The sequence below is a fragment of the Kribbella sp. NPDC002412 genome (genome assembly GCF_053592935.1).
In genome coordinates this window covers 1-23287 of sequence record NZ_JBSFBL010000019.1, presented here as the reverse complement: position 1 = coordinate 23287, position 23287 = coordinate 1, and the positions used below count along the sequence as shown (strand labels likewise).

Sequence of the window (23287 nt, the reverse complement as noted above, 5' to 3'; positions counted from 1 at the left end):
TCCGCACCAAACGGCCGGCCCGGAACGCGAGTCCCGGGCCGGCCGTCTTTTGGTGGTGTCAGCCGGTGTAGGTCGCGGTGACGTGGTAGACGCGGCCGCCCCAGCCGTCGTTGGGGAACGAGTCGGCGATGCGGACGTAGCCGGTCTTGTCCGGGCCGAGGTACGGCGTGAGGTCGTACGTCCGGGCCGCCTTGTTCTGGCCGTCGTGGATCTGCTGGGTCTCGATCCCGACCGTGGTCCACTGCTGCCCGTCGCCGCTGGCCTGGACGACGTACTCGTTGTCGATCGTCAGCGTCACCGAGGCCGACGTGGTGTCGGACGGGAACGGGAAGCGGTAGACGAAGTACGAGTTGCCGTCGGCGAAGCGGTTCTGGACTCCGTTGCTCTGGGAGCCGTCCGCGTCCCACAGCCACGGGTTCTCGGCCGCCGTACCGGTGTCGAAGTCCACGGTGTGCGCCACCAGGATCTCGGCCTGCGTGGTGAACGACAGCAACGGACCGGACGTCGCGGTCACGGTCACCTGGTAGCGGCCGTCCGGCGTACCGGCGGGAATCGCCACGTCCAGGTCAACCGCCGCCCGAGCGGGTACGGCGTTCCCCTTCGGCCGGAGCGTCACGGTCTTCCGGCTCGGCGTCACTGTCCACCCGGCGGGACCCGAGGCGCGCACGTCGGCCGTGATCGTCTGTCCCGCCGGCGCGGTGGCCTGGAGTCCGGCCTCGAGTTCGACATGCGTCGCACTGCCCGTCGCGGGCATCACCACCGGCTGGGCCGGCGTCACGGTCGCCGACAGGGAATGCGTCGGCGCCGGCTTCGGTACGGCGGCGATCAGGGCGCTGAGCGCACTGGCCTGAGTACGCCAGTCGAAGACGTTCGGGCTGCCTCCTGCCCATCGCAGGCCCAGCCGGCCGGCCGCATCGCGGTCGTTGTCCCAGACGGAGGCGGCCTGCTCGGCGAGGAACGCGCCGTACCGGGCGTCGTGGGTGGTGTCGGTGAGATCCATCCAGTAGCGCAGGAAGATGCCCTTGAACTGCTTCTGGTTGTCGTCGCAGGACCGGCCCGGCGCCTCGCAGGACTCGGTCAGGACGCCGTTCGAGGCCAGTCCCCCGGCGCCGATCGCCGAATCGGCCAGCCGCCGTACCGTCGTCAGCAGCTGCGGGTTGCGGGTCGCTCGGTAGAGCTCGAGACCGGCTCCGATCGCCAGGCCCTGGTTGTAGGTCCACACCGTGTCGTTGTTGCTCTGGCACGTGCCGGTGTTCAGGCCGTCGTTCACCAGACCGGCAGAGTTGATCATGCCGCTGCCGGTGAACCAGTTCCACCCTTCCTGCGCGCGGCCGAGCCAGTGCCGGTCACCCGGGATCCGGTTGTGCAGCTCGGCGGTGAGCCGGATCCAGAGCCCGTTGGTGACGGCGTTCTTGTACGTCCGCTCGGCGTCCCACCAGACACCGCCCCCACAGGTGTCGTCCCAGTAGTCCTCGACGTACTCCGCGATCGTGACCGCCATGTCGAGGTACTTGGGGTTCTTGGTGAGGTCGTAGGTCTGGATCCAGGTCAGCGCCCACCACTCGGAGTCGTCGATGGCGCGGCTGGTGAAGTTGCCGAGCAGCGGATCACCCGACAGGTAGCCGGCCGGGAACACGCCCTTGTCCTTCTCGAACGTGTTGTCCAGCTGCTGCAGGTACCGGCGATCGCCGGTGCGCTGCATGTAGTCGCCGATCGTCTGCAACGCGACGGCGGAGTTCCACCAGCTGGACGGGAACCATGCCTTCACCGGCTCGTACGAGCTCATCAGTACGTCGGCTGCGACCCGGGCCCGTGCCGTGGCCGTCGGGCCGCCGGCACCTACCCCTGCATCGGCTCCGGCGGCCGGTGGCGACACCAGCCCGACGGTCAGCGCGACCGCGCCGGCCAGGAATGCGCACAGAACGCGCGAACGACTCATGATCGGATCTCCTCGAGTGCTTCAGGGCGGCTCGGCTGACCGAGGTTGGAAACGTTTCATCGGATCTCGCGGCAGTATCGTCGTCGTACCAGACAACGATGTCAATGGCGCGCGGCGACCCGGCCGGACTCGACGGCCGCGGCGAGCGCCGCGCGATCGCGCTCGTTCTGGTCCGCGTACGTCGCGGCGAAGCCGGCGACCGCCTCGTCGAGGCGGTCGGACTTGCCCAGGTACCCCGCGATCGCGAAGCGGTCCCCGGAGCGAGCATGGGCCCGGGCCAGCGTCCAGCCACAAAGGCGGGCATACAGCTCCATGCCTTCGGGGTTCATGTTCTCGACGTCGACGGAGAGCTTCCAGTCCCGGAGTTGGCGGACGTAGTAGTCCTGCACGCCGTCCGCGGCCTCGGCGCGCAGCCACCCGAGGAAGATGTCGCTGGCGGCCTGCATCAGGCGCTGACCGGCCACCACGCGCTCGCCCTGATGGCCGTGCTCCGAGGGACCGGCGTACTCGCTCAGGACCGAAGGTCCAGCCTGTTTCGCCTGCAGGACAAGGAATTCGTCCTCGATCGTCGACGCCATCAGCAGGATCCACGCCCGGGTGCCGACGCTGCCGACACCGACCACTTTGTGCCCGACGTCGACGAGCCGGAAGTGATCGAGCAGCCGCCGTCGATCCGCCTGCAGCGTGTCGCGATAGTCCGCGACCAGCTGCCGCAGCTGGTCGAGTACGTCGGCCAGCCGCGCGTACCAGACAGCGAGGATCGGCTGAGCCGCGAACCCGCGGATCGCCTCGCGATAGCTCCGCACCGCCTTCCCGCGGGCTGCCCGCTCCGCGGCACTCCCCTGCTCAGCAACCATGAGGCCAGCGTCCACCCACCACCGCCGCCGGTTTCACCAGACCACGGCTAGACCTCTCGGGCGAGCCACTTGTGCTCGATCTCGCGTGGGAGGTCGACGTCGTGCTGGCGGGCGAGCAGGAGGAGTTGGCAGAAGACGTCGGCGAACTCCTGGTGGAAGGTCGCGCGGATCTGGTCGGCGGTCTGGCCCTTCGCCCGGGCGCGACCGGTGTGCTGGAGGTACGCCTGCGTCAGCTCCCCCATCTCCTCCTGCAGCTTCAGCAGGAACCAGTCCGGATCCCGCTCGAAGCCAAGCACCTCGCCGTACCGCACCGACAACTTCTCCAACCGCTCCGACAACTCCGCAATATCCACCCGCCTACCCAACCACCACGCACCGACACAGAATGAGCGGATGGACGCGGTCGAGTGGTTGCTGGAGTCCGCGGAGCCGGCGGTGCGAGGCATCGCTCGGCGGGAGCTCGTGGGCGAGCCGCATGGCGAGGATGTGCTGAGTGGGGCCAAGGTGACGGCCCTGCTGACCGACGCCTGCGGGAATGGGCGGGCGTACAACAAGTGGACCGGGGCGCACTGGCGGATTGTGTCGCTGGTGGAGTTGGAGGTGCCACCCGGGGAACCGCGCGCCGTGGCTGCGGCGGAGTACGACCTGGCCGAGCGGACCCGGGCGCTGCGGTACGGCGTGACTGTCGTGGACGGACTCGTACGGCGGTGTGGCTCGATCGAAGGGAATACGCTCGGAGCCTGCAGCCGGCTGGGGATGGCCGGCGATCCGCGAGTTCAGCAACTGGCCGAGGGGTTGCTGGAGTGGCAGTGGCCGGACGGCGGGTGGAACTGCGACCGCAAGGCGTCAGGTCGGCGCTCGTCGTTTCACGAGACGCTTGCGGCCGCGTGGGGGCTGCATGAGTACCACCGCGCGACCGGCGACACCGCTGCGCGTGACGGCGCCGTACGGGCCGGGGAGTTGTTTCTGGAGCACCGGGTGTTTCGCAGCCTGTCGACCGGCGAGGTCATCGACAAGAGGTGGTTGCAGCCGAGCTATCCGGCGTACTGGCACTACGACATCCTGCAGGCGTTGCTGGTGTTGTCGCGGCTCGGGATGATCGCCGACGAGCGGGCCGGTGACGCGCTCGACGAACTGGAAGGGCAGCGGCACGCGGATGGTCGGTGGTACGCCGGGCGGCAGTGGTGGAACCCGCCGGGCAGCGCCCGGTTGCCCGAGGTCGTCGACTGGGGGCGGAGCGGGCCGAACGAGATGATCACCCTCAACGCCCTGCGAGTGCTCGCGGCCGCAGGGCGCTGACGGTGAGGCCGTCTATTGCTGCGGCGCCGGGTTGGGCTCTGGGTTGGCGCCGGCCTCCGGCTGGCCGTCCGTCGAGGGGTGGCCGTCCGTCGAGGGCTGGCCGTCCGGGGCGGTCTCGGCTTCCGGGGCGGTGTCGACGGTGGGCATGGGATCGGGCTCGGGCAGGAGGAGGTAGGGCTCGGTGCCGGGCTCGGGTTCCGGTTCTGGGTCCGGGGCGGGCTTCGGGTCGCTGACCAGGTTGTCCGGCGCGGTGGCCCAGACGGCGGCCGCGGCGCGCTGGGCGTCGGCGGCGTCGGTCTGGCGCTCGTAGTTCTTGATGTCGAGCGCGTACGCCTTCACCACCGCCGACAGGTCCTTGCGCAGCTGGCGGTGCACCCAGAGCGCGTAGGCCTGGCTGCGGGCCTCGATGAAGTTCTTCAGTTCCTGCATCTGGGCGGGGGTCATGTCGTCCTCCGAGGAAGTCGGGGTGAAGTCGCCGCGGGCGATCGCGGCGCGGGCGGCCGGGCCGGGGCAGTCGGTGCCGTCCGGCCGGACCGCGGAGTGCGGCCGGATCGCGGTGCCGCCGGGAAAGATCCGGCGGAAGTCGGCGATCACCCCGCGGGTGGTCGCCTTCATCGCGGCGGTCGGCTGCTCGCCGGTGACCAGGATCAGCAGCACCGCGCCGTACCGCTCGTTCAGATCATTGTTGCCATTGGCACCGGACTGGACGCGCAGCCCGCGCAGCGTCCAGGCGCGGCCGGCCTGGTCGACCGCGACCTGGTACGCGATGTCCGACCAGCCCCGGCTGTCCATGTGGTAGTTCTGCCAGCCGCGGAGCGCGGACGCGACCGCCGCCTTGCTGTGGATGCCGGTGGTGGTCCCGGTTCCGGGCCAGTGGATCACCGCGCCCTGGACCCGCGAGACCGTCAGGTTCCCGGGGCCGCCGTTCGGCGGCCGCGCGTTCCAGGCGGACCGCGGTAAGTATTCGACCATCAGTGCTCCCTCACTTGCCTCACTGAGCACCCCTACCCGCCACTGGCGCTCGGTAATCAACCGATCACAATCGGCATGCGATCGTCAAGTGATTCACACCGGCCTGGCACACCGGGTCCATCCCATCAGCCCAAGGGGGCAGTCCTCAGTTCCGGAGCAGTGGGAGGAGCTGGTCGCCGACGCGGACGATCTCCTCGCGGTACGGCGTGTCGGAGAGGACGAAGTGGGTGATGCCGAGGTCCTGGTACTTGCGAAGCGACTTGGCGACGTCTTCCGCCGAGCCGACCAGCCAGGTCGTGCCGGCGCCACCGCCGCCGTACTTGCCGGGCGCGGTGTAGAGGTTGTCGTCGAGGACCTCGCCGCGCTCGGCCAGGTCGAGCAACCGCTGCTGGCCGACCGCCTTGAACCAGCGCCGGTCGCGCGGGGTGGCGCCGTGGGCCTCCGCCATCTTCGCGACCTTCGCCTCCGCATCAGCCCAGGCCTCCTCGGTCGTGTCGCGAACGAGCGTGGTGATCCGCAACCCGAACTCGAGCGGCGCGTGCTCACGCCCGAACTTGGACTCCAGCGCCCGCAGCTTGCTGATCCGCTCGGCGACCCCGTCCAGCGGCTCACCCCAGAACAGCTGCACGTCCGCCTCGGTCGCCGCGACCCGCTGGGCGGCGTCGGACGCACCGCCGAAGTACAGCCGCGGGTGCGCCCTTCCTTCGCGTACGACGGGACGCGTCGCGACCGTGGATCCGCTGACCGAGAAGTGCTCGCCGGCGAACGTCACGTCCTCCTCGGTCCACAACCGCCGTACCAGCTGGAGGAACTCCTTGGTCCGCGCGTACCGCTGCGCCTGATCGCCCTCGGAGTCGCCGTACGCGGCCAGGTTGTCCTGCCCGGACACGATGTTGACCAGCACCCGCCCGCCGGACAGCTGGTCGAGCGTCGACGCGGCCGACGCGAAGTGCGCCGGCTGCCAGTACCCCGGCCGGATCGCGATCAGCGGCTGGAAGGACGTCGTACGCGCGGCCAGCGCCGAAGCCACCGTGAACGTGTCCGGCCGCCCCCAGCCCGTCCCGAGCAGCGCCCCGCCCCACCCGTGGTCCTCGGTCAGCCGAGCCAGCTCCGTCAACCGCTCAAGACTGTTGTGCCCCTCCACGGCATCGTCCCCGCGATGCCCGGGATCGACCTGATTCGGGATGTACCACAGCGTCTCGACACTCATCAGAACCCTCCAGGCAGACGACCGACCCAAAGGACTGTATTCCACCTGATCTACTACAGATTGGCCGTCTCACCGACCGGATGGCCTAGTCCGTCTTGGGGCGGACGGCGAACATCACCACGAGGACGAAGGTGGGGATGGCCAGGATCCAGGTGGAGCTGAGGTCGAAGAGGGTGGGGGCCAGGCAGAGGAGCAGGAGGTCGAAGCCCCGGATCGGCTGGGAGAACATGCCGGGTGGGATGGCGCCCATCGGGGAGGCGACCAGCGGGCCTGCGTACGACGGCGGGCGGGCCGAGGCCTGGCGGACGGCGCCGGAGATGACGCCGGCGGAAACCGCGAACGCCACCGGACCACTGCCCAGGGCAGGGAGGGCCAGCAACGCCCACAGCGCGGCGAACAGGCCAGGGACGACGGCCATGAGGACGCGAAGCTCGCGGAGGTCCATGGCGAGCGCCCGCGCCAGCCCGGTCGAGCGGCACACCGAGCGCAACCCGTCCATCATCGGGCGTACGGCGACGAACCCGGCGAACCCGGCGGCGATCGGCACGACCCCGTCGAACCCGGTGCCCGCCACGGCGTACGGGACGACGAGCAGGGCGAACGCGATCACCAGCCGCCGCGGCCAGCGCAGGATCCGCAGGAACTCCCGGTAGACCAGCGCTCCGCCACGCGACCCGCGACCCCGCCGCGACCGCACGCGTCCCTTCAGCCGCCAGTGCCGCCCGGCGACCACGTCGGCCAGCATGCTGATGTCGAGGCTGCTGGCCGCACCGGCCAGTCCGGCGAGCAGCTCGCCACCCGCGATCACGCTGGTCCGGCTGAGCTTGTCGAGCGTCTGCGCCGTGACGACGACCAGCACCACGGTGAGGATCACCGCGACCACGAAGACGAGCAGCAGGTGGGTCTCCGCAGTAGTCAGCAGCGGAGGCTCTGTATAGGGCCCGATGGTCGAGAAGCCGACGAACTCCGCGCTCAGCGTGGTCTGCTGCGGCTCTTGAACAGCCAGCAACAGTGCTGGAACCACCGCGGCGACGAGCAGCACGTCCGCGACCCGCAGCGCCCATCGGGACCGCCGCGCCGTCTGCTGCACCCAGACCGCCACACATGCGGTGCAGACCAGCAGCGCCGCGATCACGAGCGATGCCGACACCACCTCCGTCCACATCGACCCCAGCAACGCCCACACCAGCGCCGACGCCAGGAACCCCGCCACCGCAACCACCGCGATGACCACCCAGTACGCCGGACGCAGCAAGCCGGACCGGTTCACCGGCGACGCAAGCAGCCAGAAGCCGCCGGCCCGGGACGCCGACACCGGCCCCACACTCAGCGACACCCGCAGCGTGGTTGCCACCAGCAACGGCAGCACGATCCACGGCATCCAGAACGTCAGCTCGGCGCAGGACCATGCCCTGCACTGCGCGGCGTTCTCGTTCAGCTGCCGTACGACGTTCCCGCCGGACGCACCCGCCATCGCCAGCGTGAAGAGAACCAGGTAGACGTCCTCGAAGACCTGCCAGAACGACCGGTCCGCCCGGCGCCGCCGGGTCTTGCGCATCCACGACCGCAGCGAGCGCGGCGACGGGATCGCGCCGAAGTCGGCCGGGTCGAAGACAACCGGCCCGTCTGCAGAGCTCATGGCAGCGGAGTCAGCGTGACGACGGAGTCCGCGACGGCTTCGACCAGCGCCGGGTCGTGGCTGGCGAACAGGATCGACGTGCCGGACTTCTTCTCCTCGATGAGCCGGTTCGACAACCACTGCACGCCGTCGGTGTCCAGCCGAGCCTCCGGCTCGTCGAGGACCATCAGTTTGCGCGGCCGGACCAGCGCCGTCGCCAGCGCGAGGCGACGGCGCTGACCCGAGGACAGCGATCCGGGCAACTGGTCGGCGGCCGGCAGCAGGCCGATGTCGTCGAGCGTGGTGTCGACCAGGTCCTCCGGCGACGGGTTGCCGTGCGCCCGCGCGAGCAGGTCGAGGTGTTCGGCCGCGGTCAGGTCCGGGAAGAAGTCGAGGTCGTCCAGCAGCGTGGCGACGTCCCGCCGTACGGCGTCCGCGCGCTCGTCGATCGGGAGACCGTCGAGCAGGATCGTGCCCGCCGCCGGTTCGGCCGAGCCGACGATGCACTTGAGCACCGTGGTCTTGCCGGCGCCGTTCGGGCCGACCAGCGCGATCGCCTGACCGGCCGAGAGCGTGAAGGTCAGGCCCTCGATCACCGGCCGGTCGCCGTACTTGTGCTGCAACTCCTTGACGCTCAACCGCGCCGCGGCGTTGCTCACTTCTTGCGGACCAGCGTGAGCCCGTCGCCGATGCCGAGGATGACCACGTCGACCCGGTCGTCCTTGGCGATGTGGGCGTTGAACTCCTTGCGGTCGACCGGGTCGTCCGAGTGCTGCCCGACCACGTGACCGCGGGCCAGCGTGTTGTCGAACAGCATCAGCCCGTTCGGCCGGACCAGCTCGACCAGGCGCTCGAAGTAGTCGATGTACCCGGGCTTGTCGGCGTCCACGAAGGCCAGGTCGAACGAGCCGTCCAGCTCGGCCGCGGACTGGTGCGCGTCGCCGATCCGCAGGTCGATCTTGTCCGCGACCCCGGCCCGCTCCCAGTAGCGCCGCCCGATCGAGGTCCACTCGTCGCTGACGTCCAGGCAGATCAGTTGCCCGTCGTCCGGCAGCCCGCGGGAGATGGCCAGCGCGGAGAACCCGGTGAAGGTGCCGATCTCGACTGCCCGGCGGGCGGAGATCAGCCGGGTCAGCGTGGTCAGCAGCGCCGCCTGGTCGGCGGTGGTGAGCATGCCGGAGACCTCGCCGAGCTGCCGGGTCTCGGCCACCAGGTCGGCGGCGATCTCGTCCAGCGGCATCCCGTGGGCGACCATGTAGTCGTGTAGCTCGTCGGTCACCAGAACCTGATTACCCATCGAAATCCTGCCTTCGGTGTATTAGATCGGTCGCCTGTAGTCTCTATGGGTTGCCGAAACGCCGCGCACCCACCCCACCGAGGAGCACCCCGTATGCGCATCGCCGTCGCCGGTTCGATCGCGACCGACATCCTGATGACGTTCCCGGGCCGGTTCAAGGACCAGTTCCTCGAGGAGCAGATGCACAAGGTCTCCCTGTCGTTCCTGGTGGACGAGCTGGTCGTCCACCGCGGCGGCGTGGGCGCGAACATCTGCTACGGGATGGCCCAGCTCGGCCAGCCGTCGCTGCTGGTCGGCTCGGTCGGCGCCGACTTCGCCGAGTACGGCGCGGCGCTCACCGAGGCCGGTGTGGACGTGTCCCACGTCCGCGTCTGCGAGAACGTGCACACCGCCCGGTTCACCTGTACGACGGACCTGGACGCGAACCAGATCGCCTCCTTCTACACCGGCGCGATGGCCGAGGCGCGCGAGCTCGACCTCGGCGCGATCCACGCGGCCGTCGGCGGGATCGACCTGGTCCTGATCGGCGCGGACGACCCGGAAGGCATGCTCAAGCACACCACGCTGGCCAAGGAGAACGGGATCGCGATCGCCGCGGACCCGTCGCAGCAGCTGGCCCGCATGGAGGGCGACGACATCAAGCGGCTCATCGACGGCGCGGAGTACCTGTTCAGCAACGAGTACGAGTCCGGCCTGATGGCGCAGAAGACCGGCTGGAGCCACGACGAGATCCTCGAGCGGGTCGGCGTCCGCGTCACCACCCACGGCGGCGACGGCGTGGTGATCGAGAACACCGGCGGCATCCTGGCCAAGGTCCCGGCCGTCCCGACCCCGGGCCTGGTGGACCCCACCGGTGGCGGTGACGCGTTCCGGGCCGGCTACCTCACCGGCCGTGCCGCGGGCCTGGACCACGAGGCCGCCGCGCAGGTCGGCTGCACGCTGGCCACCACGGTCCTCGAGACGGTCGGCACCCAGGAGTACACCCTGGACCGGCCGAGCTTCCTGGAGCGCCTCGCCACCGCGTACGGCGCTCCGGCCGCGGCCGCCACCGCGGCGGCGCTCAAGCTGTCTTGAGCACGTCGACGGTGAAGGTCGCCTGCTTGCTGTTCGCCAGGCCGACCCTGATCCGGTAGCTGCCGAGCTTCGCGGACTTCTTCGGTCCGAGCGTCACGGTCTTCGCGCCGTAGTAGAAGCGCACGCTGCTCTTCCGGCGCTCATACCCGATCAGCTCGCCGCCCCCACAGCGGAAGCCTTGATCGCTGATGAAGATGTTGCTGCCGGACAACGTGAACCGGCCGTTCTTGAACGACCCCGAGCAGTCGGGCATCGGGACCGGCGCCTTCGTCGGAGTCGGCTTGGGTTTCGGCGTCGGGGTGGGCGTCGGCGCCGAAGTCGGGGGTGGGGAAGGCGCGGGCGTCGGGGTCGACGACTCCACGGCCGGACCGGCCTGGGACGGCTCGTTCTGACCGCCACACCCTGCCAGGACGAGCGCTACCAGGACGACAGCTGACCACCGCGCGTAACTCATACGAGCAGACTGCCGCGTAGCGCCGTACCTATCTCCTTACTGTCCGCATGCTGCCATCAGCGGGCCCACAGGCCGCGCACGTGGCCGATGTGGCGGCGCATGAGCTGCTCGGCGCCCCCGCCGTCGCGGGCCTCGACCAGGTCCATCAGCTCGTGGTGCTCGGCCGCCGACTGGACCAGGCGGCCGCTCTCGACCAGGGGCGTGAGCCCGAGCAGGCGGGTCTGGGAGCGCAGGTCCGACACGACGTCGACCAGCTTCTGGTTGCCGGAGTACGCGAGCAGGGTGACGTGGAAGACCCGGTCCGCCTCGATGTAGGCGATCAGGTCCCCCGCCTCGGCCGCGACCACGATCGCCTCGGCCAGCTCCCGCAACCGTGGGAAATCCGCCTCCGGGATCACCGGTACGACGTCCCGGATCGTCGGCGGCTCGATCAGCTGCCGCAGCGACGCCAGGTTGTCCAGGTCCGCGTCGGACACCTCGGTGACCCGGAAGCCCTTGTTCCGCAGCGAGGTCACCAGGCCCTCGCGGACCAGGTCCAGCATCGCCTCGCGCACCGGCGTCGCGGACACCCCGAACCGCGCGCCAAGCATCGGCGCCGAGTACACCTCCCCCGGCACCAGCTCGCCGGAGATCACCGCGGCCCGCAGCGCGTTCGCCACGCTGTCGCGCAGGTTCTCCCGCTGCGCCAGCCGCCGCACACTCGGCAACGGCCCGATCGAGTCGGCCGACATCCGCTCACCTCCCTCGCCCGCATCGTCGGCCCCATTCTGAAGCACCGAGCCTCGAACGGGCCGCTCAACCCGCCCGGACGCCGCCGCCCACCGAACGCACCAACTCGGTCAAGCGGTTGAACACCCGCTCGGCAGACAGCCCGTCGTGCTCGTACTCGTTGGTCACCCAGGCCTGCAGGTTCCCCACCCGCGAGGCGGTGTCCAGCTGCAGCCCGGAGTCGACGTACATGTCGTCGAAGTACACCGCGGCCGCCACCGGCACGTCGTTCGCCGCCAGCCGGTCCAGGTCGTACAGCGGCGACCACTGCGGACGCGACGCGAGCGCCTCGACCGCCGCCTGGAAGGGCCGCAGGATCCGGATCTCCTCGAACATCCAGGGGTACATCATCTCGCCGGTGAACAGCAGCGGCCGGGCGTCCTCCGCGAACTCCGGGTGCAGCGCCCGCTCCGCCTCGGCCGCCCAGGCCGTCGCGCCGGCGCCCGACCCGTAGATGCTCTCCTGCAGCGCCGCGAACAGCGGCCCGTGCGCATAGGACGACCGGTCCATCACCTGGCTCAGGAACGTGTCCGAGAGCTCGTCACCGTCGAACGCCTCGTCGAGCAGCCAGTGCATGCGCTCGTACCCGGGCTTCATCCCGAAGTCGATGCCGAGCGACTGCAGCCGCCGTACCGTCAGCCGGTCGCCGTCCGGCAGCCGTACGTCGGACGCCGTCAGCCGGTCCGCGATCGCGCCGACCGTCTCGACATGGTGCGAGTACCGCTTGTAGAACTCGCGGTTCTTCGTGGCCACCCGGGGATAGGTACGGCGGTACACCTCGGCCGCCGACGGATCGATCGAGGCCAGTCCGCCGGTCACGTAGCAGGCCGTCAGAGCCTCGGGGGCTTGGGAGAGGTAGGTCAGCGTGAGGAACCCGCCGTAGCTCTGGCCCAGTGTCGACCACTTGCCGCCGCCGAAGACTGTCGTACGCAAGTGCTCGGCGTCGCGCACGATCGAATCCGCCCGGAAGCAGGCCAGGTAGTCCGCGCCCTCCTCGGCGGTGCCGAAGGACGCCATCCGCCGGCCGGAGATCGGCGTACTGCGACCGGTGCCCCGCTGGTCCATCAGGACGACCCGGTAGGTCTTCAGCGCCTGCCCGATCCATCCGGACGGCTCGACCGGACGCGGGCCCTTGCCACCCGGTCCACCCTGCAGGAACAGCAGGCACGGCAGGTCGTCGTCCTGGCGCATCGGGTCGACGAGCTCGCGCGCGAAGAGCGTGATCGTCTCGCCCGGATCCGACCAGTCCAGCGGCACCTCGACGCTGTGCTCCCGGACGTGCATCCCCGGGATCGTGTAGCTGATCATGAAGCCTCCTTCGCCCGCCGCCGCCGGTCCCACTCCGGGTTGATCCGGGGTACGGCGGCCAGCAGCGTCTTCGTGTACTCGTCGCGGGGCTCGCCGAACACCTGGTCGCGGGATCCCAGCTCCACGATTCTGCCCTTGTTCATCACCGCGACCCGCTGCGAGATCTGCCGGACCACGGCCAGGTCGTGCGCGATGAAGACGTAGCTGAACCCACTCTCCCGCTGCAGCCGCATCAGCAGCTCCAGCACCTGGGCCTGGATCGACACGTCGAGCGCGGACACCGCCTCGTCGCAGATCACCAGCTTCGGGCCGACCGCGAGCGCCCGGGCGATCCCGATCCGCTGCGCCTGGCCGCCGGAGAACTGCGCCGGGTAGCGTTGGCAGTGGTCCGGGTTCAGACCGACCCGCTCCATCAGCTCCTGCGCGAACGCCCGCCGGCCGCCCTTCGGCGCGATGCCCTGGTAGGTCAGTGGCGCGGTCACGATCCGCTCGACGGTGTACCGCGGGTTCAACGACGAGAACGGGTCCTGGAACACCACCTGCACGTTGTTCCGGAACCTGGCCAGCTCGTTACCCTTGGCCCGGGTCACGTCCTGCCCGTCGAACGTCACAGTCCCCCGCGTCGGCTCCAGCAACCGGGCCGCGATCCGAGCGGTGGTGGACTTCCCACTGCCCGACTCCCCCACGATCGCCAGCGTCTCGCCCAGCTCGACGTCGAAGCTGACGTCGTCGACCGCGGTGAACACCGCCCTGCGGCCCATCACCCCGTCGCCCCGGGAGACGAACTGCTTGGTCACACCCCGGATCTCGAGCAAGCTCACAACGCCACCTCGTCGTCGATTCTCGGTACGGCGTCCAGCAGCGTGCGCGTGTACTCGTGCCGCGGGTCCGAGAACACCTGCTCGGCGGCGCCGTACTCGACCGCGTCGCCGGCGCACATCACCAGCACCCGCTGGGCGATCGAGCTGATCACCGCCAGGTCGTGGGTGATGAAGATCAGCCCGGTCCCGGTGGTCGACTGCAGCTCGGCCATCAGCCGCAGGATCTGCGCCTGCACGGTGACGTCGAGCGCGGTCGTCGGCTCGTCCGCGATCAGCAGCGACGGCGAGCAGCACAACGCCATCGCGATCATGATCCGTTGCCGCTGGCCACCGGAGAACTGGTGCGGGTAGTGGTCGACCCGCCGGCCCGGGATGCCGACCCGTTCCAGCGCCTCGGTCGCCACCCTCCGCGCCGCCCGGCCCGAGCCACCGCGGTGCGCCCGGTACATCTCCGCGATCTGCAGACCGACGGTGTAGTAGGGATTCAGCGACGACAACGGATCCTGGAACACCATCGCGATCGAGTTGCCACGCACCGACTGCAGCTCCCGCTCGGTCCGCCCGAGCAACTCGGCTCCGTCGAGCCGGATGCTGCCAGTCGTCCGCGCGCCTCTTGGCAGCAGCCCGAGTACGGCGAGTGCCGTCATCGACTTGCCGGACCCGGACTCGCCCACGATGCCGAGCGTCTCGTCCCGGCCGACCGTGAACGACACGTTCTTGACCACGTCCACCGGACCCCGGCTGGTCGGCAGCGTGACGGTGAGGTCTTCCACCACGAACAAATCGGTCATGACGACGTCACTCTCACGCGAGGGTCGAGGGCGGTGTACACCAGGTCGACCACGACGTTGCCGACGACAACGAAGAACGCGGCCAGCAGGGTGACCGCCATGATCACCGGCTGGTCGTTCTTGGCGATCGAGTCGGCGGCCATCTTGCCGATGCCGTTCAGCCCGAACACGGTCTCGGTGATCAGCGCCCCGCCGAGCAGGCCGGCGAAGTCCATCCCGAAGATCGTGGTGATCGGCGTCAGCGCCGGGCGCAGCGCGTGTCTGCGCAGGATCAGCGGCCGCCTCAGCCCTTTGGCCCGCGCGGTCCGGTAGTAGTTCTCGCCGAGGGTGTCGATCACGTTGGCCCGGGTCAGCCGCGCGTACAGACAGGCGTAGCCGACCGCGAGCACGGTCCACGGCATCAGGTACGACTCGAACCACAGCATCGGGTTGTCCGCGAACGCCGGCGCCGACGGGAACGGCAGGATCTGCAGCTTCACCACCAGCACGAACTGGAGCACCAGCGCCAGCACGTAGTTCGGCACACTCACCCCGCCGAGCGCGAGCGCCATCGCCGTACGGTCCCACCACGTGCCTTGCTTGATCGCACTGATCAGACCGCCGACCACACCGGCGAGCAGCCACAGTACGGCGGCGCCGACAGCGACTGTGATGCTGACCGGGAGCCGCGCGGTGATCATCGTCCACACCGACTCGTTGGTCTGGAAGCTGTACCCGAGACAGGGCGCCGAGCAGTGCACGGACCCGTAGTCGCGGCCGGCGAAGATGCCCTGCAGGAACTCCCAGAACTGGGTCAGGATGGGCTGGTTGAGACCGAGCACGGCGCGGATCGAGTCGATGCGTTCCGGTGTGCAGGTCTTGCCGCAGATCATCACCGCGGGATCCGGGGAGAGCTTGAAGAAGATCAGGTAGGTGAACAGGCAGACGGCCAGCAGGATGAGCACCACTCCGCCGAGCCGGCCCAGCACGTAACGCGTCACGCGGCGGCCTCCCCCTGGTCGACCACCGAGCGGATCTTGTCGCCGAGCACGGTCAGCGACAGCACGGTGAGGAACAGGAACGTGCCCGGGATCGCGAAGAACATCGGGTCGACCGAGTACCAGCTCACCGAGCTCGAGATCATCTGGCCCCAGGACGCGGTCGGCGGCGAGACGCCGACGCCGAGGAAGGACAGCCCGGCCTCGGTGCCGATGTAGCCCGGGATCGCGAGCGTCGTCATCACGATGATCGAGCCGCGCAGGTTCGGCAGGATCTCGCGGAACACCACCGCGGAGTCCTTCGCCCCGGACGCCCGGGCTGCCTCGACGAACTCCCGGTTGGCCAGCGTCATCGTCTGCCCGCGGATCACCCGGGCCAGGTACGGCCAGCCGAACACGCTGATCACGACCACCAGCAGCACCGGGCGGTTCCCGGCCGGCAGCGAGGACAGGATCGCGATCATGAAGATCAGCGCCGGGAACGCCATCAGGAAGTCCATCAGCCGGGAGATCACCTGGTCGACCCAGCCGCGGTAGAACCCGGCCAGCATGCCGAGCACGACGCCGAGGATCCCGGTCAGCAGGGTCGCGGACAGCGAGATGGTGATCGAGACCCGGGCGCCGTACACGATCCGGGCGAACAGGTCGCGGCCGTTCTGCGGCTCGACCCCGAACCAGTGGTCGGCGCTGATCCCGCCGAGCGCGCCGTGCGGCACGCCGCCGAGGTCGGAGTTGATCGCGGCCGAGTCGAACTCGTACGGCCCCCAGCCGCTGAGCTCGGTGATCAGCGGCGCGGCGACCGCCATCAGGACGACGATCGCCAGGAACGCCAGGCAGGCCAGCGCGCCCTTGTCCCGGGTGATCGTGGTGAGGATCCGCCGGCCCGAGGTGGGGGGACCCGCGGCCGGAGCCGGGGTCCCCACCTCCTCGACCTCGAGCAGTACCGAAGTAGCGGTCATCGGCTACTTCCCGGCGTCCGCGAGGCCGACCGAGACCAGGTCGATCCCACCGGAGAAGCCGTCGTGCAGGTAGGCGCCGGCGATGTTGCCGCCGACCACCATCACCACCTTCTCGTACAGCAGCGGGACGACCGGCGCGAGCTCCATGATCTGCTTGTCCAGCTCGCCGTACGCCTGGTTCGCCGCGGTCACGTCGGTCAGCTCGGCGATCTCGTCGATCTTGGCGTTGACGCCCTTGTCGTTCAGCTGGGCCAGGTTCGAGTTGCCCTTGGCGGTGATGTTGCGGCCGTCGAACAGCGGCGGCAGGAAGGTCGCGCCGGACGGCCAGTCCGGGCACCAGCCGGTGATCGCCATGTCCTTCTGCTGCGACGGTGTGCCGATCACCTCGTAGTACGTCGAGGTGTCGATCGGGTTGATCTTGACGGTGATCTTCAGCGGCTCCAGCGCTTGCTGGACCGCGACCGACATCGCCTGCAGCTTCGGCTGCGTCCGGGTGTCGAGGGTCAGCGTGAACCCGTTCGCGACACCTGCCTCGGTGAGCAGCGCGCGTGCCTTCTCGATGTCACCCTTGTGGTCCGGGCTCGGGTACGGGTCGTAGTCCACCCGGCCGGCCACGGTCGGCGGCTGGATGCTGGTCGCGATGTCGGCCAGCGTCGAACCACCGGCGGCGTCCCGCACCGTCTGCTTGTTGACCGCCAGGTTGATCGCCTGCCGGACGCGGACGTCGTTCAGCGGCTTCTTCGTGGTGTTCAGGCCCATGTACGTCGTACAGCCGCCGAGGCCGGACATCGTGCGCTGCTTGAGCTGCGGGGTCTGGATCCGGGCCACGGTGGCGGCCTGGATGGTGCCCGCGATCGCGTCGGCGTCGGTGCCCTGGCCGGCGATCATCCGCTCGTCGATGGTCGCCGGGTCGAGCCCGAACGTCCACTGGAACGCGTCCGGGTTCGCGGTCCGGACATCGTCGGTCTTCTTGTCCCACTTGTCGTTGCGGACCAGCTTGAGCGACGCGCCCGGCTTGTACTCGGCGAGCTTGTACGGGCCGGAGGCGATCGGCTTGCTGTCCAGCTGGTTGCCCGCGCCCTGGCCCTTCGGCACCGGGACGAACGAGTTCTGCGCGACCACGCTGCCGAAGTCGGCGTACGGCTTCTTCAGGTGGAAGACGACGGTCTTCGGGTCCGGGGTCCCGATACTTGCCAGGTCACCCGACTTGTACGGGCCCTGGTACGTCGCCGGCGCGTCGATGAGCTGCTTCGCGTACGGCGACCCGATGCCGAGCTCCGGGTCCCACGCCCGGGACACACCCCACTTCACGTCCGCGCTGGTGATCGGCGCACCGGTCTCGAAGAACAGCCCGTCCTTCAAGGTGAATGTCCAGGTCTTGCCGCCGTCGGACGGCTTGCCGGTGTCGGTCGCCAGGTCGGGGACGATCTTGGTGCCCTCGGCGCCGGGCGCGGCGCCCTGGGTGGTCAGGGTCCGGTAGATCAGCCGGTAGAAGTTGTTGACGCCACCGTCGAAACCCCGGGCAGGGTCGAGGTGCGAGAAGCCCGCGTTCGCGAGCACTTGGAGTGTACCGCCCTGCGCGGCCTTGCCGCCTGGCCCGGCCGACTCGGCCACGCCGGTCGCGCCACCACCGGAGCAGGCGCTCAGCGCCAGCACGCCGGACAGCACGAGCCCCACCAGCATCGATCTCTTCATGTGCCTTCTTTCAGTTCGCGGCGCGCAGCCACACACGCATGGCCAGTGCCTGACGGTTCCCCCAGAGGAAGTACGGGACGAACGTCACCGGCACTTCGTCGACGGCGGTCGGTGCTGCCTGATCGGTGACCACCGGATACAGCTCGTACGCCGGAGCCGCCGCAACACCAGCGGTTGCCTCGAGTACGACGGCCTCGACGCCGGCGATCGCCTCCGGCCGGGCCGAGGCCGCCCCCACCACCCCGGGTGCGACGAGCAAGTCGTCCACCTTCGCGTCCACGTCCTGTTGCTCGACGCAATAGACAAGCGGTCCACGAGCGACAGCGATCCCACCCCGGGTGGCATCCAGGTATGGATGCGATCCGTGCGCCCGCGGCCGCATCGGCAGACTCAACCGAATGGTGTCCCCGGCAACGAATCGCCGCCGCACCACGGCCCACCCCGGCGCGGCGTCCACTCCGTCCACCTGGGCGCCAACCGCCCACGACGGGATGCGCAGCGCAATCGCCTGCTCAGTGTCGGCTGCTCTGTCGACAGTGACGACGATCTCGCCGTCCCACGGATAGTCGGTCCGCACCGACACGGCGAGGTCGTCGATGGAGACGTGCGCATCGGCGTACACACCGAGGTAGAGGGTGTCCGCGGTCTGCGCGGCGACGTGGTCCTGGAGCTCGGACATCCAGCGGATGATGTTCGGCGGGCAGCACGGGCAGCCGAACCACGAGCGCCGCAGCGGTTCCCCACCACTCTCGGCTCCGGACCGCTGCTCGTGATCCGGCCGCCGCTGCAGCGGGTTGTCGTAGAAGAACGCCGTACCGTCGGCCGAAAGCCCAACGGCGTAAGCGTTGTAGAGCACGGTCTCGTAGACGTCGAGGTACGACGCCTTGCCTGTGGCGAGGAACATCCGCCAGGCCCACTGCATCGTCGCGATCGCCGCACACGTTTCGGCGTACGCGCGTTCGGACGGCAGCTCGTAGCGGTCGCCGATCGCCTCGTCGGAGTGCCGGCTGCCCAGTCCCCCGGTGAGGTACAGCTTGGTCGCGACCATGTCGTCCCACAGCCGCTCGAGCGCCGCGAGCAGGGTCGGGTCGCCGGTCTCGAGGTGCACGTCCGCGGCGCCGGCGGCGAGGTACGCCATCCGTACGGCGTGCCCGGTGACCGACGGGAGCTCGCGGAAGGGCGCGTTGTCCTGGAAGTACTCGGCCGGGAAGATCGTGTGCTTCAGCTTGCCCCGGCCGCGCCGGTCGACGAACAGCTGCGCCTGCGTCAGGTAGTCCGCGGTGCCGGTTTCTCGATACAACTCGACCAGCGCCATCTCGACCTCGGGGTGCCCGTCGACCACCTCCTCGCCGTCCTTGCCGAACTTCCGGACGACGAGGTCCGCGAACCGGGTCGCGATCGTCAGCAGCCGGCCGTCGCCCAGCCGGCGGTTCGCCGCGACGGCGGCCTGGATCAGGTGCCCGAGGTTGTAGAGCTCGTGTCCCCAGCCGAGGTCGGACCACGGCTGCTTGGGCTGGTCCGGGTCCTGGAAGTACGAGTTCAGGTAGCCGTCCTCGGCCTGCGCCTGCTCGAGCAGCCCGACCATCTCGTCGAAGAACTCCCTCGCCCCAGCCGGCGCGTCGTCCCGCCCGAGCTCGTAGGCGAGCCCTTCGAGCGTCTTGTACAGATCGGTGTCGAGGAACGGGTACCGCCCGCGGTAGCCGCCGACCGACGGGTCGGCCAGCCGGCGCAGGTTGTCCAGGTTCCCCGCCTTGCGCAGCTCGCCGATCGAGTGCGGGATCGTCGCCTCCCGGTTCCGCCGCTGCCACCCACCCAGCAGCCCGCCTGTCAGCTCCACCCGCTCCACCGGACCCACCACGCCGCTCATTCGCCCTCTCCAGTGCCGTGTGACATTGCACAGACCCTAAGTGCAATGTCACACCTTGCCAAGAGATTCCGGAAGACGTTTACACGCCGGACACATCTGCCCTCGCGACGCCGGCCGCATCTGCCCCTCACCGCCGGCTACAGGTGCCTCCGCCCGTACGCCACAGTGTTCGGCATGACCGCCCCGCCGTTCGACCTCCGCCGCCCCACCCGCCGACCGGCGGCCGGTCTGTTCCGCGCCACTGTCGTGGTGACGGCGCTGACGCTGCCGCTCGTCTGGCTCTTCACCGCCTGGCGACCGTTCGGCCCACCACGCTGCCGGGGCATCGTGCCCTGCATCGACACGATCCCCGAGTACGGCGCGGTCTTCCGAGCCGTCGTCGCCACCGGCTGCGTCGAACTGACGGCAATCGCGATCTACCTCGTCCTGGCCCGCCCGACCGCGGTCCTCCGCTACATCCCGGTGTCGGCCGGGGTCGTAGCACTGTCACTCGGCGCGTGGGTCCCGGTGATCTCCGGCAGCGGCGCTGGCTGGCTCGTCCCGCTCTACTTCCTGTGGATCGCCGCTCCCTTGGTGCTCCGCGGCGTCCACCGTGCCGACCCCCGATCCGTCGTCCCCGTGCTGCTCGCCCTCCTCCCATCGTGCGCAGTGGGCGCGATCGTCGTCGTCGAATCCAGCTGGGCGGCTCTCCCCGCGCTGATGCTCGTCGGTTCGGCCGCGTTCGTCGTGATCCGGCGGTTGCGTTAGAGCCGGGGGTCGACTGGCTCGGACTCGAGGGCGAGGACGGCGAAGACGCATTCGTGGATCCGCCAGAGGGGTTCGCCGCGGGCGGCGCGGTCGAGGGCTTCCAGGCCGAGGGCGTACTCGCGGAGTGCGAGCGAGCGCTTGTGGCCGAGGTTGCGGTCACGGAGGCGGTCGAAGTTGGCCGGCTCGGTGTAGTCGGGGCCGTAGATCAGGCGCAGGTACTCCCGGCCCCGCACCTTCAGTCCCGGCTGGGCGAGACCCTTCGCGGTCCGGGTCAGGTTCGCGGCCGGCTTCACCACCATCCCCTCACCACCCGCGGCGGTGAGCTCCTCCCACCACGCCACCCCGGCGTCCCAGTTGCCGGCGTCGACGAACAGCCGGCGCGTCGTCGTGATCACAGATGGGTCCGCTTCGACCAGCCGGTCCGCGATCCCGAGGTGCCAGGCGTGCGGCCTTTCGTGGTACGTCGTACCCTCCGAAGCGAGCACCTGGAACGGCGCCAGCCGCACGCCGTCGACCCCGTCAGTCGGCCAGCAGTACCGCCGGTACGCCTCGATGAACAGCGAAGCGTTCTCAGCACGGCGACGGATCCGGGCCAGCTGGTCCCCCACGTCGAGACCCGCCGCGACGGCCGCTTCCAGCGCGGCGGTTGCTGCGGGCAACGACGTACGCGCGGCTGCGCCAACCGAGGCGTACTGGTTCCGCAGCAGGTCCTCGGCCTTGGCGCTCCACGGCAGCAGCTCCGCGTCGAGCAGCAGCCACGACGTGTCGAGCTCGTCGAAGATCCCAGCGGACAAGGCGACCGACCGGAGTCGGGCGAGCAGCTCGTCAGTCAGCGATCCGTCGAAGAACGAGCGCCCGGTGCGGGTGTGGATCGCTCCACGTCCGGCGAGGCCGAAGCGCTTCTCCGCGACGTCGTCGTCACGGGTCAGCAGCACGACCGCGCGCGACCCCATGTGCTTCTCCTCGCACACGAGCTCGGTGACACCCTGCGCGCGATACGTCTCGAAGGCCTGCAGCGGATGCTCGAGCACCCCGGGCTCCGGCGAGGTGGCGACCGGGCTCATCGTCGGCGGCAGGTACAGCAGGAAGCGCGGATCGATCGCGAACCGGCTCATCACCTCCAGCGCAGCACCCGCCTGCTCGGCCCGGACGCTGAGCCGCCCGTGCGTGGCCGTCTCGATCACCCGGCGCCCGGTGACGTCGGTCAGCTCGAGTACGTCGGGCTCGCGGGCCGGTGCGGTTGCCACATGCAACGGTTTGGCAGGTGCGTAGTACTCCTCGGCGGCCTGGACCGCGACCAGCTCACGCTCCGGGTAGCGCAGTGCTGTGAGCGATCCGCCGAACACGCAGCCGGTGTCGAGGCAGATCGTGTTGTTGATCCACTCCGGCTCGGGCGTCGGGGTGTGTCCGTAGACGACCATCGCGCGACCGCGGTACTCGTTCGCCCACGGGTAGCGCAGCGGCAGGCCGAACTCGTCGGTCTCGCCGGTCGTCTCGCCGTACAGGCAGAACGAACGGACCCGGCCGGAGGCACGGCCGTGCATCCGCTCGACCAGGCCGGCGTGCGAGACGACCAGCCGGCCGCCGTCGAGCACGTAGTGCGAGATCAGGCCGTCGATGAAGGTCTCGACGGTCTCGCGGAACTCCGGCGGCTCCGTGGCGAGCTGCTCCAGCGTCGTCTCGAGACCGTGGCTGATCTTGACGTTGCGGCCTCTGATGGCCTTGAGCAACTTCTCTTCGTGGTTGCCGGGCACGCAGTAGGCGTGGCCGTTGGCCACCATCCCCATGACGAGCCGCAGCACGCCGGGGCTGTCCGGACCGCGGTCGACCAGGTCGCCGACGAAGATCGCCCGGCGATCCGGGTGTACGGCGTCGATCGGGCGGCCGGTGTCGTCGCGGACGAGGTTGTAGCCGAGGTCGGTGAGCAGTTGCTCGAGCTCGGCGCGACAGCCGTGGATGTCGCCGACGATGTCGAACGGGCCGGTCTGGTCGGTCAGGTCGTTGAACAGCCGCGTGCGTTCGATGCTGACGGCATCGATCTGCTCGACGCTGTCCAGGATGTGCACGGTGCGGAAGCCCTCGCGCTTCAGGCTGCGCAGGCCGCGCTTCAGCTGCGACCGTTGCCGGGTGATCACCTTCGCGCCGAACTGCCGGTCCGGCCGCTGATCGTTGCGCTCGATGCAGACGCGCTCGGGCGGGTCCAGGACGATCGCCACTGGCAGCACGTCGTACTCCCGGGCCAGCGCGACCAGCTCCTTGCGCGCCTCGGGTTGCACGTTCGTCGCGTCGATCACCGTCAGCCGCCCGGCCGCCAGCCGTTTCCCCGCGATGAAGTGCAACACCTCGAACGCGTCCCTGGAAGCCGCCTGATCGTTCTCGTTATCCGAGACCAACCCTCGGCAGAAGTCACTGGAAAGCACCTCGGTGCCTCGGAAGTGCTTCCGCGCAAACGTCGACTTCCCCGACCCACTAGCCCCAACCAGCACGACCAAGCTCAGCGCTGGGATCTGAATCGCACCCATCAGATCCCCACCTCTCCCGAGCTTGCGTCACCCCGCCGATCGCGCGGCTGCGCCGCGCTCGGACGGCGGCGTGTTCTGCGGCACCACGACACTGATCAAGGCAGTCCGGGAC

At 69.6% G+C, this 23287-nt stretch carries 21 protein-coding genes; 3 read left to right on the top strand and 18 right to left on the bottom strand.

Features of this window, described 5'->3' with window-relative positions; genetic code table 11:
- Positions 1 to 58 precede the first annotated feature (58 nt).
- The 3 genes from ACWCOV_RS17325 to ACWCOV_RS17315 all read right to left on the bottom strand — a co-directional run bounded on the left by ACWCOV_RS17325 (position 59) and on the right by ACWCOV_RS17315 (position 3149).
- Positions 59 to 1939 (bottom strand): glycoside hydrolase family 76 protein, encoded by a 1881-nt coding sequence (locus ACWCOV_RS17325; RefSeq protein WP_449830262.1) that lies wholly within the window; start codon positions 1937 to 1939, stop codon positions 59 to 61.
- Between the two features lie 101 nt (positions 1940 to 2040).
- Positions 2041 to 2796 (bottom strand): DUF2252 family protein, encoded by a 756-nt coding sequence (locus ACWCOV_RS17320; RefSeq protein WP_449830261.1) that lies wholly within the window; start codon positions 2794 to 2796, stop codon positions 2041 to 2043.
- Positions 2797 to 2843: 47 nt separating this feature from the next.
- Complete coding sequence (locus ACWCOV_RS17315) at positions 2844 to 3149, bottom strand: pyrophosphatase (protein ID WP_449830260.1); 306 nt, start codon at positions 3147 to 3149, stop codon at positions 2844 to 2846.
- Between the two features lie 40 nt (positions 3150 to 3189).
- Between ACWCOV_RS17315 and ACWCOV_RS17310 the strand changes: the two genes are divergently transcribed.
- Entirely contained in the window at positions 3190 to 4095 is a 906-nt protein-coding gene (locus ACWCOV_RS17310) for a hypothetical protein (RefSeq protein ID WP_449830259.1), read from the top strand.
- Between the two features lie 12 nt (positions 4096 to 4107).
- Here the strand turns inward: ACWCOV_RS17310 and ACWCOV_RS17305 are convergent, their stop codons facing one another.
- The 5 genes from ACWCOV_RS17305 to ACWCOV_RS17285 all read right to left on the bottom strand — a co-directional run bounded on the left by ACWCOV_RS17305 (position 4108) and on the right by ACWCOV_RS17285 (position 9192).
- Positions 4108 to 5067, bottom strand: a complete 960-nt coding sequence (locus tag ACWCOV_RS17305; protein ID WP_449830258.1) for a hypothetical protein — start codon at positions 5065 to 5067, stop codon at positions 4108 to 4110.
- 145 nt (positions 5068 to 5212) lie between these two features.
- A complete protein-coding gene (locus ACWCOV_RS17300) occupies positions 5213 to 6277 on the bottom strand; it encodes an LLM class flavin-dependent oxidoreductase (RefSeq protein WP_449830257.1) in 1065 nt (354 codons plus the stop codon).
- A gap of 85 nt (positions 6278 to 6362) precedes the next feature.
- Positions 6363 to 7916: a DUF6297 family protein gene (locus ACWCOV_RS17295; protein ID WP_449830256.1), complete on the bottom strand. Its 1554-nt coding sequence runs from the start codon at positions 7914 to 7916 to the stop codon at positions 6363 to 6365.
- Positions 7913 to 8554 carry an ABC transporter ATP-binding protein gene (locus ACWCOV_RS17290; protein ID WP_449830255.1) on the bottom strand — a complete coding sequence of 214 codons (642 nt, stop codon included), beginning with the start codon at positions 8552 to 8554 and terminating at the stop codon, positions 7913 to 7915. The genes ACWCOV_RS17295 and ACWCOV_RS17290 overlap by 4 nt, the downstream gene beginning before the upstream one ends.
- Positions 8551 to 9192 (bottom strand): O-methyltransferase, encoded by a 642-nt coding sequence (locus tag ACWCOV_RS17285; RefSeq protein WP_449830254.1) that lies wholly within the window; start codon positions 9190 to 9192, stop codon positions 8551 to 8553. The genes ACWCOV_RS17290 and ACWCOV_RS17285 overlap by 4 nt, the downstream gene beginning before the upstream one ends.
- A gap of 93 nt (positions 9193 to 9285) precedes the next feature.
- Here ACWCOV_RS17285 and ACWCOV_RS17280 point away from each other — a divergent pair, with 93 nt between their 5' ends.
- Entirely contained in the window at positions 9286 to 10266 is a 981-nt protein-coding gene (locus tag ACWCOV_RS17280) for a carbohydrate kinase family protein (RefSeq protein ID WP_449830253.1), read from the top strand.
- Here the strand turns inward: ACWCOV_RS17280 and ACWCOV_RS17275 are convergent.
- The 9 genes from ACWCOV_RS17275 to ACWCOV_RS17235 all read right to left on the bottom strand — a co-directional run bounded on the left by ACWCOV_RS17275 (position 10253) and on the right by ACWCOV_RS17235 (position 19906).
- Positions 10253 to 10720, bottom strand: a complete 468-nt coding sequence (locus ACWCOV_RS17275) for a hypothetical protein (protein ID WP_449830252.1) — start codon at positions 10718 to 10720, stop codon at positions 10253 to 10255. The genes ACWCOV_RS17280 and ACWCOV_RS17275 overlap by 14 nt on opposite strands.
- A 56-nt stretch (positions 10721 to 10776) precedes the next feature.
- Positions 10777 to 11451, bottom strand: a complete 675-nt coding sequence (locus ACWCOV_RS17270; RefSeq protein ID WP_449830251.1) for a GntR family transcriptional regulator — start codon at positions 11449 to 11451, stop codon at positions 10777 to 10779.
- 64 nt (positions 11452 to 11515) lie between these two features.
- Complete coding sequence (locus ACWCOV_RS17265; protein ID WP_449830250.1) at positions 11516 to 12796, bottom strand: alpha/beta fold hydrolase; 1281 nt, start codon at positions 12794 to 12796, stop codon at positions 11516 to 11518.
- A complete protein-coding gene (locus tag ACWCOV_RS17260) occupies positions 12793 to 13617 on the bottom strand; it encodes an ATP-binding cassette domain-containing protein (protein WP_449830249.1) in 825 nt (274 codons plus the stop codon). The genes ACWCOV_RS17265 and ACWCOV_RS17260 overlap by 4 nt, the downstream gene beginning before the upstream one ends.
- Positions 13614 to 14408, bottom strand: a complete 795-nt coding sequence (locus ACWCOV_RS17255; protein ID WP_449830248.1) for an ABC transporter ATP-binding protein — start codon at positions 14406 to 14408, stop codon at positions 13614 to 13616. Before ACWCOV_RS17255 ends, ACWCOV_RS17260 begins: the two co-directional genes overlap by 4 nt.
- Positions 14405 to 15388 carry an ABC transporter permease gene (locus ACWCOV_RS17250; protein WP_449830247.1) on the bottom strand — a complete coding sequence of 328 codons (984 nt, stop codon included), beginning with the start codon at positions 15386 to 15388 and terminating at the stop codon, positions 14405 to 14407. The genes ACWCOV_RS17255 and ACWCOV_RS17250 overlap by 4 nt, the downstream gene beginning before the upstream one ends.
- The gene (locus tag ACWCOV_RS17245; RefSeq protein WP_449830246.1) at positions 15385 to 16344 is read right to left on the bottom strand and encodes an ABC transporter permease; all 960 of its coding nucleotides are present in this window, start codon (positions 16342 to 16344) and stop codon (positions 15385 to 15387) included. Before ACWCOV_RS17245 ends, ACWCOV_RS17250 begins: the two co-directional genes overlap by 4 nt.
- A gap of 3 nt (positions 16345 to 16347) precedes the next feature.
- On the bottom strand, positions 16348 to 18039 hold the full coding sequence (locus tag ACWCOV_RS17240; protein WP_449830245.1) for an ABC transporter substrate-binding protein: 1692 nt from the start codon (positions 18037 to 18039) through the stop codon (positions 16348 to 16350).
- Positions 18040 to 18049: 10 nt separating this feature from the next.
- The gene (locus ACWCOV_RS17235) at positions 18050 to 19906 is read right to left on the bottom strand and encodes a glycoside hydrolase family 127 protein (protein ID WP_449830244.1); all 1857 of its coding nucleotides are present in this window, start codon (positions 19904 to 19906) and stop codon (positions 18050 to 18052) included.
- Positions 19907 to 20080: 174 nt separating this feature from the next.
- Here ACWCOV_RS17235 and ACWCOV_RS17230 point away from each other — a divergent pair, with 174 nt between their 5' ends.
- Positions 20081 to 20653: a hypothetical protein gene (locus ACWCOV_RS17230; protein WP_449830243.1), complete on the top strand. Its 573-nt coding sequence runs from the start codon at positions 20081 to 20083 to the stop codon at positions 20651 to 20653.
- Here the strand turns inward: ACWCOV_RS17230 and ACWCOV_RS17225 are convergent.
- A complete protein-coding gene (locus ACWCOV_RS17225) occupies positions 20650 to 23175 on the bottom strand; it encodes a polynucleotide kinase-phosphatase (protein ID WP_449830242.1) in 2526 nt (841 codons plus the stop codon). The genes ACWCOV_RS17230 and ACWCOV_RS17225 overlap by 4 nt on opposite strands.
- Positions 23176 to 23287 lie beyond the last annotated feature (112 nt).

Bases quoted from the DNA above. Each gene is read 5' to 3' on its own strand.
- ACWCOV_RS17310 (WP_449830259.1), top strand. From the start codon at position 3,190: ATGGACGCGGTCGAGTGGTTGCTGGAGTCCGCGGAGCCGGCGGTGCGA.
- ACWCOV_RS17305 (WP_449830258.1), bottom strand. From the start codon at position 5,067: ATGGTCGAATACTTACCGCGGTCCGCCTGGAACGCGCGGCCGCCGAAC.
- ACWCOV_RS17320 (WP_449830261.1), bottom strand. From the start codon at position 2,796: ATGGTTGCTGAGCAGGGGAGTGCCGCGGAGCGGGCAGCCCGCGGGAAG.
- ACWCOV_RS17240 (WP_449830245.1), bottom strand. From the start codon at position 18,039: ATGAAGAGATCGATGCTGGTGGGGCTCGTGCTGTCCGGCGTGCTGGCG.
- ACWCOV_RS17300 (WP_449830257.1), bottom strand. From the start codon at position 6,277: ATGAGTGTCGAGACGCTGTGGTACATCCCGAATCAGGTCGATCCCGGG.
- ACWCOV_RS17255 (WP_449830248.1), bottom strand. From the start codon at position 14,408: ATGACCGATTTGTTCGTGGTGGAAGACCTCACCGTCACGCTGCCGACC.
- ACWCOV_RS17275 (WP_449830252.1), bottom strand. From the start codon at position 10,720: ATGAGTTACGCGCGGTGGTCAGCTGTCGTCCTGGTAGCGCTCGTCCTG.
- ACWCOV_RS17235 (WP_449830244.1), bottom strand. From the start codon at position 19,906: ATGAGCGGCGTGGTGGGTCCGGTGGAGCGGGTGGAGCTGACAGGCGGG.
- ACWCOV_RS17325 (WP_449830262.1), bottom strand. From the start codon at position 1,939: ATGAGTCGTTCGCGCGTTCTGTGCGCATTCCTGGCCGGCGCGGTCGCG.
- ACWCOV_RS17230 (WP_449830243.1), top strand. From the start codon at position 20,081: ATGACCGCCCCGCCGTTCGACCTCCGCCGCCCCACCCGCCGACCGGCG.
- ACWCOV_RS17225 (WP_449830242.1), bottom strand. From the start codon at position 23,175: ATGGGTGCGATTCAGATCCCAGCGCTGAGCTTGGTCGTGCTGGTTGGG.
- ACWCOV_RS17245 (WP_449830246.1), bottom strand. From the start codon at position 16,344: ATGACCGCTACTTCGGTACTGCTCGAGGTCGAGGAGGTGGGGACCCCG.
- ACWCOV_RS17280 (WP_449830253.1), top strand. From the start codon at position 9,286: ATGCGCATCGCCGTCGCCGGTTCGATCGCGACCGACATCCTGATGACG.
- ACWCOV_RS17265 (WP_449830250.1), bottom strand. From the start codon at position 12,796: ATGATCAGCTACACGATCCCGGGGATGCACGTCCGGGAGCACAGCGTC.
- ACWCOV_RS17270 (WP_449830251.1), bottom strand. From the start codon at position 11,451: ATGTCGGCCGACTCGATCGGGCCGTTGCCGAGTGTGCGGCGGCTGGCG.
- ACWCOV_RS17285 (WP_449830254.1), bottom strand. From the start codon at position 9,192: ATGGGTAATCAGGTTCTGGTGACCGACGAGCTACACGACTACATGGTC.
- ACWCOV_RS17295 (WP_449830256.1), bottom strand. From the start codon at position 7,916: ATGAGCTCTGCAGACGGGCCGGTTGTCTTCGACCCGGCCGACTTCGGC.